The organism is Ralstonia sp. 110700041-2, assembly GCF_056280165.1.
On sequence record NZ_JBSFAI010000017.1, the window covers coordinates 45,247 to 59,682 of the forward strand.

The 14,436-nt window shown below is 64.1% G+C and carries 14 protein-coding genes and 1 pseudogene; 10 read left to right on the top strand and 5 right to left on the bottom strand.

The window, feature by feature from the left end; all coding sequences use genetic code 11:
* Positions 1 to 44 precede the first annotated feature (44 nt).
* The 4 genes and pseudogenes from rpmH to yidC all read left to right on the top strand — a co-directional run bounded on the left by rpmH (position 45) and on the right by yidC (position 2,768).
* Positions 45 to 179: a 50S ribosomal protein L34 gene (gene rpmH / locus ACUXH0_RS22260; protein ID WP_003262958.1), complete on the top strand. Its 135-nt coding sequence runs from the start codon at positions 45 to 47 to the stop codon at positions 177 to 179.
* A gap of 61 nt (positions 180 to 240) precedes the next feature.
* On the top strand, positions 241 to 663 hold the full coding sequence (gene rnpA, locus ACUXH0_RS22265) for a ribonuclease P protein component (RefSeq protein ID WP_182594652.1): 423 nt from the start codon (positions 241 to 243) through the stop codon (positions 661 to 663).
* A pseudogene (gene yidD, locus ACUXH0_RS22270) lies at positions 660 to 956 on the top strand (membrane protein insertion efficiency factor YidD); the annotation flags it as partial. The gene rnpA and the pseudogene yidD, both read left to right, overlap by 4 nt.
* A 147-nt stretch (positions 957 to 1,103) precedes the next feature.
* A complete protein-coding gene (gene yidC, locus ACUXH0_RS22275; RefSeq protein ID WP_004628166.1) occupies positions 1,104 to 2,768 on the top strand; it encodes a membrane protein insertase YidC in 1,665 nt (554 codons plus the stop codon).
* A 74-nt stretch (positions 2,769 to 2,842) separates the two neighbouring features.
* On the opposite strand, the gene ACUXH0_RS22280 is transcribed toward yidC, so the two are convergent.
* A complete protein-coding gene (locus ACUXH0_RS22280; RefSeq protein ID WP_182594651.1) occupies positions 2,843 to 3,241 on the bottom strand; it encodes a VOC family protein in 399 nt (132 codons plus the stop codon).
* 59 nt (positions 3,242 to 3,300) lie between these two features.
* Here ACUXH0_RS22280 and mnmE point away from each other — a divergent pair, with 59 nt between their 5' ends.
* The 5 genes from mnmE (at position 3,301) to ACUXH0_RS22305 (ending at position 7,221) form a co-directional block, all read left to right on the top strand.
* Positions 3,301 to 4,746, top strand: a complete 1,446-nt coding sequence (gene mnmE / locus ACUXH0_RS22285; protein WP_182594650.1) for a tRNA uridine-5-carboxymethylaminomethyl(34) synthesis GTPase MnmE — start codon at positions 3,301 to 3,303, stop codon at positions 4,744 to 4,746.
* A 5-nt stretch (positions 4,747 to 4,751) separates the two neighbouring features.
* Positions 4,752 to 5,150 carry an NUDIX hydrolase gene (locus ACUXH0_RS22290; RefSeq protein ID WP_009239351.1) on the top strand — a complete coding sequence of 133 codons (399 nt, stop codon included), beginning with the start codon at positions 4,752 to 4,754 and terminating at the stop codon, positions 5,148 to 5,150.
* Positions 5,123 to 5,737 carry a metallophosphoesterase gene (locus ACUXH0_RS22295; RefSeq protein ID WP_232295842.1) on the top strand — a complete coding sequence of 205 codons (615 nt, stop codon included), beginning with the start codon at positions 5,123 to 5,125 and terminating at the stop codon, positions 5,735 to 5,737. The genes ACUXH0_RS22290 and ACUXH0_RS22295 overlap by 28 nt, the downstream gene beginning before the upstream one ends.
* 26 nt (positions 5,738 to 5,763) lie before the next feature.
* Entirely contained in the window at positions 5,764 to 6,009 is a 246-nt protein-coding gene (locus ACUXH0_RS22300) for a metallophosphoesterase family protein (protein WP_232295843.1), read from the top strand.
* Between the two features lie 552 nt (positions 6,010 to 6,561).
* A complete protein-coding gene (locus tag ACUXH0_RS22305; RefSeq protein ID WP_009239354.1) occupies positions 6,562 to 7,221 on the top strand; it encodes a hypothetical protein in 660 nt (219 codons plus the stop codon).
* Positions 7,222 to 7,543: 322 nt separating this feature from the next.
* On the opposite strand, the gene ACUXH0_RS22310 is transcribed toward ACUXH0_RS22305, so the two are convergent.
* On the bottom strand, positions 7,544 to 7,795 hold the full coding sequence (locus tag ACUXH0_RS22310; RefSeq protein ID WP_004628190.1) for a hypothetical protein: 252 nt from the start codon (positions 7,793 to 7,795) through the stop codon (positions 7,544 to 7,546).
* Positions 7,796 to 8,141: 346 nt separating this feature from the next.
* The gene (gene rpsU / locus ACUXH0_RS22315) at positions 8,142 to 8,354 is read right to left on the bottom strand and encodes a 30S ribosomal protein S21 (RefSeq protein ID WP_003262970.1); all 213 of its coding nucleotides are present in this window, start codon (positions 8,352 to 8,354) and stop codon (positions 8,142 to 8,144) included.
* Positions 8,355 to 8,600: 246 nt separating this feature from the next.
* On the opposite strand from rpsU, the gene ACUXH0_RS22320 reads away from it, so the two are divergent.
* A complete protein-coding gene (locus ACUXH0_RS22320; RefSeq protein ID WP_009239355.1) occupies positions 8,601 to 9,692 on the top strand; it encodes a DNA topoisomerase IB in 1,092 nt (363 codons plus the stop codon).
* Between the two features lie 33 nt (positions 9,693 to 9,725).
* On the opposite strand, the gene ACUXH0_RS22325 is transcribed toward ACUXH0_RS22320, so the two are convergent.
* Complete coding sequence (locus ACUXH0_RS22325; protein ID WP_009239356.1) at positions 9,726 to 11,270, bottom strand: efflux transporter outer membrane subunit; 1,545 nt, start codon at positions 11,268 to 11,270, stop codon at positions 9,726 to 9,728.
* 2 nt (positions 11,271 to 11,272) lie between these two features.
* Entirely contained in the window at positions 11,273 to 14,425 is a 3,153-nt protein-coding gene (locus tag ACUXH0_RS22330) for an efflux RND transporter permease subunit (protein WP_009239357.1), read from the bottom strand.
* Positions 14,426 to 14,436 lie beyond the last annotated feature (11 nt).

Consider the following 14,436-nt stretch of genomic DNA (forward strand, 5'->3'; position numbering starts at 1 on the left):
GCGTGCGGCGATGTCCGCACCACCCATTAACAAGAGAGTGCATCATGAAGCGTACCTATCAACCTTCCGTTACCCGTCGCAAGCGCACCCACGGTTTCCGTGTCCGCATGAAGACCCGCGGTGGCCGTGCCGTGCTGAACGCACGCCGCGCCAAGGGCCGTAAGCGCCTGGCCATCTAAAGACGGCCGCGCCAAGGGCGGCGGCTTCGGCCGTTGCTCATGGCTCTGCGGCACGCTGGCGATGGGCCTGCACGCCTACCCCAAGGCCGCGAGGCTGACAAAAACGGATGAGTTTTCATCCGTTTTTGCTTTGCGGCCGGTCCGGCGTAGTCGTCACTTCGTGCTGTATGTGCGCGCCAACGGCGATCGCCCGGCGCGCCTGGGCGTGGTGATCGGCAAGAAATTCGCCAAGCGCGCCGTCGAGCGCAACCTCATCAAGCGCCAGTGCCGCGAGTTGTTCCGCCTGCGGCAGCCGTTGCTGGGCGGGCGCGACGTGCTGATCCGCCTGCAGGCTAAGTTTCCGCGCCAGGACGTGCCCACCGTGGCCGCCTTCAAGCGCATCTGCCGCGAAGAGCTGGCGCAGCTTTTCGAGGTTGCCACGCGGCCACTGTCGGCGCCGCCTGCCGCAACACCTCCCCAGCCCGCCGCTGGGAGTACGCCATGACGCGCGTGCTGCTGTTTCTGCTGCGCATCTACAAAGTGGCGTTCAGCCCGTTTGTGGGGGCGCAATGCCGTTTCCTCCCGACCTGCTCCGACTACGCGCGCGATGCCGTGCTCACTCACGGGCCCGGTTACGGCAGTTATCTTGCGGCAAAACGTCTATGCCGCTGCCATCCGTTCGCACAAGGCGGGTATGATCCTGTGCCGCCCGCTGCTGGCGACGCTGTGCCCCGCTCCACCGATCCCGCATCGACCGACGCGACCGCAGCTGACTCCCAGCCTGCGCGGCCGTCGATCCAGGCAGTGCCGGAAAACGTAGCGAGCAGCCCGAGGTTGGACCGAGAAGCGCAACCGTACAAGGGTACGGTGAGCATCGCAGGTTCAAGATCGGGCTGCGCAGCCGTTTTTCGGCGCTGGCTTCACCTTCCCAGACCGTAATCCGACATGGATATCAAACGCACCATTCTCTGGGTGATCTTCTCGCTGGCGGTTGTCCTGCTGTTCGACAACTGGCAACGCGCGAATGGCCACCAGTCGATGTTCTTCCCCACGCCGCAAACGGCCACGACCACGGCCGCCGCGCCGGGCAGCACGCCCGCAGGCGACGTGCCAAGCAACGCCTCTACAGCGGCAGCCGCCGGGTCGCAAGCCGCCCCGGCTACGGGTGCCGCTTCGCAGGCCCCGGCTTCGGAAAAGATCGTCATCTCGACCGACCTGCTGCGCGCCACCATCGACACCGACGGCGCCATCGTCACCAAGCTCGAACTGCTCGACCAGAAGGACCACGACGGCAACCCGATGGTGCTGTTCGACCGCAGCGTCGAGCGTACCTATCTGGCACGCTCGGGCCTCATCGGCGGCGACTTCCCGAACCACACGACGGTGTTCGCTGCATCGCCCGGCCCGCGTGACCTGGGTACCGGCAACGATGTCTCCATCACGCTGACGGCCGACAAGGGCGGCGCCAAGCTGGCCAAGACGTACGTCTTCAAGCGCGGCAGCTACGTGATCGACTCGCGCTTCGACGTGACCAACGACGGCACCGCGCCGATCAACCCGACGCTGTACCTGGAACTGGCCCGCGACGGCGGCGCTGTGGAGCAATCGCGCTTCTACAGCACGTTCACCGGCCCGGCCGTGTACACCGACGGCGACAAGTTCCACAAGATCACTTTCGCCGACATCGACAAGGGCAAGGCACAGGTGCCGGCCCCGACCAATAGCGGCTGGGTGGCGATGGTGCAGCATTACTTTGCATCGGCCTGGATTCCCGCCGACAACGTCAAGCGCGAGTACTACGTCAACCGCGTCGACACCAACTTCTACCGCATCGGCATCCAGGAGCCGCTGGGCACCGTCGCGCCGGGCGCCAGTGTGTCGACCACGGCGCGCCTGTTTGCCGGCCCGCAGCAAGCGCGCATGCTCGAGGCCATCACCCCGGGCCTGGACCTCGTGAAGGACTATGGCTGGCTGACCATCGTCGCCAAGCCGCTGTTCTGGCTGCTCGAGAAGATCCACGCGCTGCTGGGCAACTGGGGCTGGTCGATCGTCGCGCTCACGGTGCTGATCAAGCTGGTGTTTTTCCCGCTGTCGGCCACGAGCTACCGGTCGATGGCCAAGATGAAAGACCTGCAGCCGCGCATGACGGCCATCCGCGAGCGCCACAAGGGCGATCCGCAGAAGATGAACCAGGAAATGATGACGCTGTACCGCACCGAGAAGGTCAATCCGCTCGGCGGCTGCCTGCCGATCGTGATCCAGATTCCGGTGTTCATGGCGTTGTACTGGGCGCTGCTGTCGTCGGTCGAAATGCGCGGTGCGCCCTGGATCGGCTGGGTGCACGATCTGTCCACGCCCGACCCGTTCTACATCCTGCCGGTGCTGATGGCCGTGTCGATGTTCGTGCAAACCAAGCTGAACCCGACCCCGCCGGACCCGGTGCAGGCCAAGGTGATGATGTTCATGCCGATCGCGTTCTCGGTGATGTTCTTCTTCTTCCCGGCCGGCCTGGTGCTGTACTGGGTGGTGAACAACTGCCTGTCGATCGCGCAGCAGTGGTCGATCAACCGTATGCTGGGCACCAACAAGAAGGCGGCACCCGCCAAGTAAGGCGAACGCACTTCAGCGAAAAAGGGCACCTCCGGGTGCCCTTCTTTTCGCCTGCTCGAAACGCTTCAAGCGCTTCAACCAAGTGCGTGGCAGACGGCCTCGATGTTGTGGCCGTCCGGGTCGCGCACGAAGGCGCCGTAGTAGTTCGGATGATAGTGCGCGCGCACGCCGGGCCCGCCATTGTCGGTGCCGCCTGCAGCCAGGGCCGCGGCGTAGAACGTGTCCACATTGGCACGCGTGTCGACGCGGAAGGCCACATGCACCGGCGGCTTGTTCGACCCCTGCCCGGCCGTCGCCGCTGAAATCCAGAATTCCGCCTTGCCCGATGGGCCAAAGCTCGCCACATCGGTGTGGCCCGTGACAGCCGCCGGAAACTCCCGCAGCTTGCCCGGGCCAATGGCGCCGAGCGCCCGTTCGTAGAACCGCTTGCCGGCTTCGAAGTCGCTGACGACGACGCCGGTGTGATCGATCATCCGAATCTCCTTGGTTGGAAACTGGCGCGCAACGGCGCGGCTGCCGCACAATACCGCCCATGACCGCTGCTGACCATCCCACCACCTTGCCGAATGCGTCGGCCGCGCCGCACGCGCCCATCCTCACGATCCCGATCGCGGCGATTGCCACCGCGCCCGGGCGGGGCGGCATCGGCGTGGTACGTGTGTCAGGGCCCGACGTGCGCGCTGTCATGCGCGCCGTGTGCGGACGCCTGCTGACGCCCCGCCAGGCAACCTATCTGCCATTCCTCGATGCCGACGGCAACGCCATCGACCGCGGCATCGCGCTGTGGTTTCCCGCGCCGCATTCGTACACAGGCGAAGACGTGCTCGAGCTGCAGGGCCACGGTGGCCCTGTCGTGATGCAACTGCTGCTGCAGCGCTGCCTGACCGCCGGCCGCGAGATCGGCCTGCGCGTGGCCGAGCCCGGCGAGTTCACGCGCCGCGCCTTCCTCAACGACAAGATGGATCTGGCGCAAGCCGAGGCCGTCGCCGATCTGATTGAAGCCAGCACCGAAGCCGCCGCACGTTCGGCGGCGCGTTCGCTCGATGGCGCGTTTTCGCAAACGGTGCATGCGCTGGTCGAGCGGGTGATCCATCTGCGCATGCTGGTGGAAGCGACGCTGGACTTTCCAGAGGAGGAGATCGACTTCCTGGAAGCCTCCGACGCGCGCGGTCAGCTCGCCAACATTCGCACGGCCGTCGATGGCGTGCTGGCGCAGGCGCGCCAAGGTGCGCTGCTGCGCGAAGGCCTGCACGTGGTGCTGGCGGGGCAGCCGAACGTCGGCAAATCGTCGCTGCTTAATGCGCTGGCCGGAGCGGAACTTGCCATCGTCACGCCCATCGCTGGCACCACACGCGACAAGGTGCAGCAGACCATCCAGATTGAGGGTATCCCGCTGAACATCGTCGACACGGCGGGCCTGCGCGATACGGAAGACGAAGTCGAGCGCATCGGTATCGAGCGCACCTGGGCCGCCATCGCCCGCGCCGATGTCGTGTTGCATCTGCTGGACGCGACGGACTATCGCGCCAAGGGCCTCTCGCCCGAAGACACCGCAATCGACGCCCGCATTGCCGAACACGTGCCTGCCGGCGTACCGACCCTGCGCGTCATCAACAAGATCGACCTCTCGGGCGTAGCTATACCGTGCCGCGTGGATGCCGAACCGCCCGAGGTGTGGCTCTCGGCGCGCGATGGCCTGGGCGTCGAACTGCTGCGCGCGGCGTTGCTGGAGATTGCCGGCTGGCAGGGCGGCGGCGAGGGGCTTTACCTCGCCCGCGAGCGCCATCTCGCGGCGCTGCGCACGGCCCGCGAACATCTCGCCACGGCGGCGGAGCACGCGGCACAGCAAGCGCAATCGCTGGATCTGTTTGCCGAGGAACTGCGGCTTGCGCAGGAGGCGTTGAACAGCATTACGGGGGCGTTCTCCAGCGATGATTTGCTGGGGGTGATTTTTAGCCGGTTTTGCATCGGCAAGTGAGCGCCATGTCCGCCTACCCCGTCTCCATCAAAGGCGTCCTGCGCGCGCCCGCGGGCGAGGTCGTCCTGCTGCTCAATGAACGGGAAGAGTGGGAACTGCCCGGCGGCCGAATCGAACTCGGCGAGTCCTCCACCGAATGCCTCGTACGCGAGATTGCCGAAGAGCTGAACTTGCACGTTGAGGTGGGCGCGCTGGTCGACACGTACCTGTTTGAAGTCGTGCCGAGCAAGCATGTGTTCGTTGCCACGTATGCGTGCGCGCTGCTCAGCCCGTTTGAGCCGACCGTCAGTCATGAGCACAAGCGCCTTGGGCTGTTTGCGCCCGATGCCTTGCCGGTGAATTTGCCGGCGGGCTATCGGGCGTCGATAGCGGCGGCGTGCAATACGGCGATACCGCCGGATTAGCACGCATGGGCAGAGGGCGCTATTACAGCTGGTGGCGGCGCGCCGGCGAAACGGCCGAAGGGCTCTTCCACGCCAATGGCTGGGCAGCGCACGTCGCGCACGCACTCCGTCTTCAAGGACAGCTGCACGTTGATCGCCGTGATGTGACTTTACCCTTGAGTGCGCCGCTCGCGGAGCCGCTCAAAGTGGCCTTCGCTTCAGACTTCCATGCGGGGCCGTTGACCGATCCGCGCTTGCTGGATGCCATGCAGCGGGCGATTGCAGACTTCGCACCACACGTGCTCCTGCTAGGAGGCGATTTTGTTTCACTGCATCACCGCCACATCAGTGGCTTAGCTGCACGCTTGCAGGAACTGCCGGCGCCCGTGGGCAAATTCGGCGTGTTCGGCAATCACGACCTCTGGGTAGATGACACGTTCATCCGGGCGCGGCTGGAAGCAGCGGGCGTGCAAATGCTTGTCAATGAGTCCGTACGTCTTGCACCGCCGTATGATGAACTGCATGTTTGCGGGCTAGATGAGCCCGGTGTAAGGCAACCGACGCTGGACGCACCTTCAATGGCACCGGTCCGCGCAGACTGCTGCTGATGCACTCACCGCTAGGCTTGCGGCACGTGCAGGCGTATCCATTTGATTTGGCGTTCCGCGGGCACACGCATGGCGGACAGATTGCTCGGCCAAATGGTCGTGCCATCGTGCTGCCTTCGGGCTCGGGCGAACGGCGCTTTGCCAGCGGCTATTTTGAATTGGCGGAGGGTGGACGGTTGGTGACCAGTCGAGGCATCGGCATGAGCGATTTGCCGATTCGTTTGTTTTCACCGTCGGAGGTCCATCTCTATACCATTCAGGCAGCCAGCTAGGCGCGACCTCTCCGAGATCCAATCCCCTCTACCGCAAACGCGGCGCCCCGCCCACAGCACCGCAACTTGCACCGGCTCGATACAAGAGTATTCCCGCATACGTGGCGATCCACACGTGTTCATCCGATTTATGGACCGCTTAGCCCCGTGCGAGAACTGACCGCGGGATTCCACGCATCAAATCTGATACATCCAGCCCGTCTGGCGCGCTCACGATCCGCGACCGCGATGGAAACCGCCCGCCACCACTGGATTTGCGCCCGATGGTGCGCTCCTTGCAGTTATCCCAACGCGACCGGTACGAGCATCTACGAAGCAATGTCGGCCATCGCACGAAGGCGGTGGAACACGGCGCAATCAGGGATTGGATCGAGTAAGGGCGCGACAGACTGCAGTGGCTATGCCGCACCCCGTAGGGTTATTTGCGATCCGATAAATAGCGAAAACAACAGGGGAACGTTGCGCGAGTGAAACGTCGAGTGCGTTGCGGGGACGGACCCAACCGCTTAAGTCGATACGCCCTCGGCCTGGCACACGTCTGGGGAGAGGCCCGTGAAAAAGACAATCTATTTGTGGGTAGCAATGGGCGAGATCTTCGTTGGCAGCACTCAGGCGCAGGAGATATTTTTGCAAGGTGGTACACAGGGTGCAGGCATTGGAGCGGCGATAAGCTTCAACTCGATGCTTGGTGCGCATATCGATTTCAACGCGATCAACCTGTCGCACAACTTCAGCTTCGGCGGCAATCGCTATCAGGACGACATTCGACTTCGCCAGGGGGGGATTTACGCCGATATCTTCCCCTTGTGCGGCAGCGGCTTTCGAACAACCGCTGGCGTACGATTCTCCGACGACGAGCTCAGCGGCACCTCGGTGCCGACCAATGGCACATACACGTTCGCGGGTAGAAAGCTTCTGGCATTGCCGGGCATGTATGCCGTTGCAAAAGCCCGATATCCAACCGTGATGCCATATTTCGGCATCGGCTACGGCCATCGGCCGGCCTCAAAGGGGTTCGGCTTCATTGCGGACATCGGTGTCGCTTACGGCATACCAAAGTCTTCCTACACCTTGTCGCCGCAGTTGGCCGCAAAGGTCGGCCCCGTGAATAGCCACCTTATTGCAACGAATGGCCTGCAGGAGTTGCAACGCGAGATGTCGCGTTATCGCTGGTATCCGGTAATACAAATCGGGGTGTCATATCGGTTCTGAGTGAGGCCCCTGTTACACCGGCGCGCCAAAACGGCGCGCTGAAACGACTTGAGGCTTGCAACAGCAGAAAACACGCGATGGCGTTCGAGGGCGCGCAGGTGGGCGGGATGTCCGGGCCTGCGGCAGGCAGCGCCGAGAAGTCGGACAAGAACGCGTTCGCACCAAATCCGGTATGAACGAGGCCATGCGTCACAAGGGCCGGTTTGAATTCCAGCGCCGCTTGGGCTACAAGCGGGCATAGAACGGAGGCTGGCTTATCGTCCAGCCGCAGAATACGAGCCGGACTGGCGCCCATCTAAGTTGCTAACTGTTGACCCCTCGCTCAATCCCGCCCCCAACGCCAGCGCGGCGGCTCGCCCTTCCACCAGCAAACCAACACCAGCAGCGCCGTCACACCCATCACGTAAACCACGAAGCTCCATTGCGTGGTGCCCGGGTGCAGCCCGACGATGCCCGCCAGCAGCAATACGGCATAGATGGCGAGCACCACCCAGCCCTGCCAACGCGAAGGCAAGCCCCATCCCCAGCCGTAGCGCTTGGCGGGAAACCAGTACTCGTTGGAGTTAGTAGGCATTGTTGTCGGGGAAACACGAGCAGGGGATGCTCGCTAATGTACTCCCGCGCAGGATCGGCGCAACAAACGCCAACAGCCAGCCGGTCAATTACCGCTGGCGGATGTCGTTGCAACAGAGAAGGGCGCGCGCTGGGCGCACCGAAGCAGCGGACAATGGCGCACAGGCCATCAACCGCATCTTGCTAGCTTCTGCATCGGGGAGTGGAGCGTTGGTTGAATCCGGAAAGGCTTCCGGTACGCGCTAGGCGCTAGGCGCTACAAACCAAGCTCGGCGGAACGGAGGTCGATTGACTTCACACCGCCAGCGGCAGCACCCGATTGGTGCTACCGAAACAATCGCGCGATCTTAGTAGAGCTTCTTCGGCAGCATTTGCGAACGCAGGCGTTTACGCGTACGCGACACAGCGGCAGCCTTCTTGCGCTTGCGCTCGGTCGTCGGCTTTTCGTAAGCGGTGCGGGCGCGCAGTTCCTTGATCAGGCCAGTGCGCTCGATTTCACGGCGGAAGCGGCGCAGTGCAACTTCGACCGGCTCGTTTTCTTTCAGACGGATGGTGGTCATCGGGTCCCTTGCTCAGTATTCGGGTGGACGGCGAAACAGCGGATTATATACCGCCCAGAGGGCGTGCAGTGTAGTTGAATCTGTTTACCGATGCAAGGCACTTCCGATTGTGGTGAGAATGCCATTTCTTGCCGCAATTTTGCGCAGAGGCGTGGCCTTGATACTACGCCGTGAGCGGCCAGCCAGCGGAAGGAGCGAGGAAGGAACGCCGCTTGCTCAACGCGAGCATCTCTCCAGGTCCCTACTGTGGAACGCGTTCCCAAGTCTGCGCCCGCGCCGGTTGCCGCAAGCACCACCACCCTCGCCGAAGCGCTGCCCGAACGGCTGCGCTATGTGGACGACACACGCCCGGGCTACACCCGGCGTCGGCTGCGCGGCCGCTTCGTCTATTTCGACACGCGCGGCGGGCGCATCCGCGACCCGGCGGTGATTGCGCGCATCAACAAGCTGGCGATCCCGCCGGCCTATACCGACGTCTGGATCTGCCCACACGCGGGCGGTCATCTGCAGGCGACGGGGCGCGACGCGCGTGGGCGCAAGCAATATCGCTATCACGCCGACTGGCGCGCCTTTCGCGATGCCGACAAGTACGGGCGGCTGCTGGCCTTCGGGGCAGTGCTGCCGTGGGTGCGCGGGGCGATCACCGCCCATTTGGAGGCGCCGGGCCTGTCGCGCGAAAAGATGCTGGCGACGGTGGTCTACCTGCTGGACGTGACGCTGGTGCGCGTGGGCAACGCGGCGTATGCGCGCGACAACCGGTCCTACGGGCTCACGACGTTGCGCAATCGGCACGTCGAGGTCCACGGCAACACGGTGCGCTTTCAGTTTCGCGGCAAGAGCGGTGTGGAGCACGACGTGTCGGTATCGGACCCGCGCCTGGCGCGCATCATCCGGCGCTGCGTCGATCTGCCGGGGCAGGAATTGTTCCAGTACATCGACGAAGCTGGCGAGCGCCGTGCGGTCGATTCCACAGATGTGAATGCCTACTTACAGGAGATTTCCGGCGCGGATTTCACGGCGAAGGACTACCGCACCTGGGCCGGCAGCGTGCTGGCGCTGGATCTGCTGCGCGGGCGCACGCCGACGAACGTTACCGAGGCGCGCCGGCAGGTGGTGGAGGTTGTTGCTGCCGTGGCCCAGCGCCTCGGGAACACACCGGCCGTCTGCCGCAAGTGCTATGTGCACCCGGCCGTGGTGGACGCGTTCCTGGAGGGCGAACTGGAAGCATTGCCCCCGACCCGCGCGCGCAAGGGCCTACGACGCGAAGAGGTGGCGCTGCTTCGATTTCTCGAGCACGCCGCCGGCGCAAAGGGCACAGGCGAAAAAAAGCCCGCCTGAACAAGGCGGGCCTTCGAGCGAACAGACGCAAACTTACTTCGATTGCTGCGGCGTCATGTCCGGCGTGGCGGGCGCAACGCCCGGCGCGGCCGTCGGCCGTGCCTGCTGTGCGGCCACGGTGGTGCTGTGCTCCTGCAACCCGCCGCCCAGCGCCGTGTACAGATCGATGGCGTTGGTCAGGCGGGCCAGACGCGTCTGCACCAGGGTCTGGTCGGCGCTGAACAGATCGCGCTGCGCGTCAAGCACATCGAGGAAGCTCGACACGCCGTTGCGATAGCGCTGGTCAGACAGCGTCAGGCGATCGGCCGTGGCATCGCGGAAGCGCTTCTGCGCGGCCACCTGCTCTTCCAGCGTGCCGCGCGCAACGAGGGCGTCGGACACCTCGCGGAACGCGGTCTGGATCGTCTTCTCGTAGTTCGCAACCGCAATCTTCTGGTTGGTCTTGGTCAAGTCCAGGTTGAAGATGTTGGTGCCCCAGTTGAAGATCGGCAGCGTCAGGTTCGGCACGAACGACCAGAACTGGGTCCCACTCTTGAACAGGTCATGAAGCGCGCCGCTGGCCGTGCCTACGTTTGACGTCAGCCCGATGCTCGGGAAGAACGCTGCCCGCGCCACGCCAATGTTGGCGTTGGCGGCAATCAGCTTCTGCTCAGCCTGGCGGATGTCCGGACGTTGCTCCAGGAGCTCCGACGGCAGACCCGGCGGAATGTCGGCCACGATCTTCTCCGACGACACCATGGTCGGCGCGGGCAGATCGGCCGGCAGCGGCGCGCCCACCAGCAGCACCAGGGCGTTGGTCGCCTGGGCGTACTGGCGCGTCAGCTGTGCCACCGACACACGCACCGATTCCACCAGCGTCTCGGTCTGACGCAGATCCAGCGCCGACGAGGCGCCGACGTCAAAGCGCTGCTTGGCAAGCTTGTAGTAGTCCTCGCGGCCCTTCAGGGTCTGCTGGGCCAGATCGAGCTGTTCGGCGTAGGCGCGCTCGTTCAGGTAGGCCTTGGCCACCTGCGAGATCAGGCTGATCTGCGCGGCACGCCGGCCTTCGTCCGTCGCCAGATAACTTGCACGCGCAGACGACGTGACGTCGCCCACGCTGAACAGGTTCACCTGGTAATTGCTGATGCCCACGCCAAGCTGGTACTGCTTGGTGTGGATGTCGCCGCCGGTGGTCGAGATTGACGGCGGTGTATGGCTGCGCGTGTACGTGGCAGACGCGTTGACCGGCGGCAGCAGGTCGGCGATCTGCAGGCGGTACTGCGCACGCGCGGCCTCGACGTTGAGCATGGCCACGCGCAGGTCTCGGTTGTTCTCGAGCGCCAGGCCGATCAGCTTCTGCAGGCGCGCATCGGGGAAGAACTCGCGCCAGCCCAGTTCGGTCGCGCGGGGCGCGTTCTCGCCGGGCTTGGCGGAGTCCGCCGGCACGGCATAGCCGGCCGGTGCCTGCGGGTACGTGCCCGTTATCGGAGCGTCCGGGCGCTCATAGGTGGGCGCCAGCGAGCAGCCGGACAACACGCCGGCAGCCAGCAGGAGCGCCGGCAGCAGCGCGGGGGTTCGAAAGGTCATCGTTTTCTGCATGTTCAGATTTCCTCGTCCAGCGGACGGTGCGCGGCATCCAGGCGGCGTTGACGCTCGCTGCCCTTGAAGATGCGGCGGACCACCACGAAGAACACGGGCACCAGCACCACGGCCAGCACCGTCGCGGTGATCATCCCGCCCATCACGCCGGTACCGATGGCGCGTTGGCTGGCGGAGCTGGCGCCGGTGGCAATCGCCAGCGGCAGCACACCCAGGATGAAGGCGAACGACGTCATGATGATCGGGCGGAACCGCAGGTGCACGGCCTCCAGCGTCGCGTCGATCAGGCTCTTGCCTTGCGCCTGCAAGTCCTTCGCAAACTCGATGATCAGAATCGCGTTCTTGGCGGACAAGCCCACCACCGCAATCAGGCCGACCTTGAAGTACACGTCATCCGGCATCGCGCGCAGTGTCACGCCCAGAAGTGCGCCAAGCACACCCAGCGGCACCACCAGAATCACCGCAGCCGGGATCGACCAGCTTTCGTACAGCGCCGCCAGCACCAGGAACACCGCCAGCAGCGACAGCGCATACAGCGCCGGCGCCTGCGAACCCGAAGCCTTTTCCTGCAGCGACTGGCCCGTCCACTCGTAGCCGATACCGGCCGGCAGCTTGGCGGCCAGGCGTTCCATCTCGGCCATGGCGTCACCCGAGCTGGCACCCGGCGCGGCTGCACCCGAAAGGCGGACAGCCGGATAGCCGTTGTAGCGCACGAGCTGCACCGGGCCGACGATCCAATGGCCCTTGGCGAACGTCGACATCGGGACCATGTTGCCCTGCGCGTTGCGCACGTACAGGTTCATGATGTCTTCGGGCTGCATGCGGTTGATCTTGTCCGCCTGCACGATCACACGCTGCTGACGACCATAGTTCGGGAAGTCGTTGGCGTATGCCGAGCCCAGCGCCGTCGACAGCACGGCGTTGATGTCGGTGAACGAGACACCCAGCGCATTGGCCTTCTCGCGGTCGATATCCACCTGGTACTGCGGCGAATCTTCCAGGCCTTCTGGGCGCATGCCGGTGATGACCTTGCTTTGCGCCGCCATCCCCAGCAGCTGATTGCGAGCTGCCATCAGCGCGTCGTGGCCGAGGCCCGCGCGGTCCTGCAGACGGAACGTAAAGCCCGTTGCGTTACCCAGTTCCGGAATCGGCGGCGGATTCAGCGGAAAGACGATCGCATCGCGAATGCCACCGAACAGCGCACCAAAGGCCCGGCCGACCACGGCATCGGCGGTTTGATCCTTGCCCTTGCGCTCGCTCCAGTCCTTGAACGGGGTGAACACGATACCCGCGTTCGGCCCGTTGCCCGAGAAGCTGAAACCCTGGACAGCCACGATGTTCTCGACCGCCTTTTCCTGCTTGTAGTAGTTCTCGACCTGCTTGATCACTTCCAGCGTGCGGTTGGCCGATGCACCCGGCGGCAGCTGGATGTTGGTCACGATGTAGCCCTGGTCTTCGGTCGGCAGGAACGAAGACGGCAGGCGCAGGAACAGGAACACCACCGCCACGATCAGCGCAACGTAGATGACCATGTAGCGGAAGGTTTTCTTGAGCATGCGCTCCACGAAGCTTTGATAGCGGTTCGTGGTGGTGCTGAACATGCGGTTGAACCAGCCGAAGAAGCCCTTCTTCTCGTGGTGCGAACCCTTCTCGATCGGCTTGAGCAGCGTCGAGCACAGTGCCGGCGTGAGCGTCAGCGCCATGAGTGCCGAGAAGAAGATCGATGACACCATCGACAGCGAGAACTGGCGATAGATCGCGCCGACCGAGCCCGAGAAGAACGCCATCGGGATGAACACGGCCATCAGCACCAGCGTAATGCCGATGATGGCGCCTGTGATCTGGCCCATGGCCTTGCGGGTCGCTTCGCGCGGGGGCAGGCCTTCTTCGGCCATGATCCGCTCGACGTTTTCCACCACCACGATGGCATCGTCAACGAGAATACCGATCGCCAGCACGAGGCCGAACATCGTCAGCACGTTGATCGAGAAACCCATCGCGTTCATGGTGGCGAACGCGCCCAAGAGCGAGATCGGCACCACGATCGACGGCACCAGCGTGTAGCGGATGTTCTGCAGGAACAGCAGCATCACCAGGAACACCAGCGCCATGGCCTCGAACAGCGTCTTGACCACTTCTTCGATCGAGATCTGGACGAACTTGGAGGTGTCGTACGGCACCTTGTATTCCACGCCCGCCGGGAAGTACTTCGACAGCTCTTCCAGCTTGGCCTTCACGGCCTTGGCAGTGCCCAGCGCGTTACCCGTCGGCGAAAGCTGCACACCAATCGCCGAGATCGGCTGGCCGTTGATCCGTGCAGACGTCGAGTAGGTCTGGCCGCCGAGTTCCAGGCGCGCCACGTCCTTCACGCGCACCAGCGAACCGTCCGGCTTGGCCACCAGCACGATGTTGCCGAACTGCTCGGTGGTCGTGAGCTGACCTTCCACCACGACCGTTGCCGCGAGCGGCTGATCGGAGACGGACGGCAGATCACCGATCGTACCGGCCGAGACCAGCGCGTTCTGCGCGCGGATGGCGTTATAGACGTCCGTGGGGGTCAGCTTGTAGCCGACCAGCTTGGCCGGATCGATCCAGACGCGCATGGCGCGTTCCGTGCCGAACAGAATCGCCTGACCGACACCCGGCACGCGCTTGATTTCATTCAGCACGTTGCGCGAGATGTAGTCGCCCAGCGCCACCGGATCCATCTTGCCGTCGGTGGATGCGAGCGTCGCGAACAGCAGGAAGTTCGAGCGGGCCTTGTCGACCTGCACACCCTGCTGCGTCACCTGCGAAGGCAGACGCGCTTCCACGCGCTTCAAGCGGTTCTGCACGTCCACCTGCGCCAGCGCCGGATCGGTACCGGCCTTGAACGTCACGGTGATCTGCGCCTGGCCGTTACCGCCCTGGCTGACCGACTCCATATAGAGCAGGCCGTCCGCACCGTTCATTTCCTGCTCGATGATGCTCGTGACGGATTCGTCCAGCGTCTTCGCGTTTGCGCCCGGATACGTTGCCGTGATGATGATGGACGGCGGTGCAATGGTCGGGTACTGCGAGATCGGCAGCTGGGTGATCGAAATCGCCCCAGCAAGGATGATGAACAGCGCGAGCACCCAGGCAAAGACTGGGCGATCGATAAAAAACTTTGCCATGCGATGGCTCC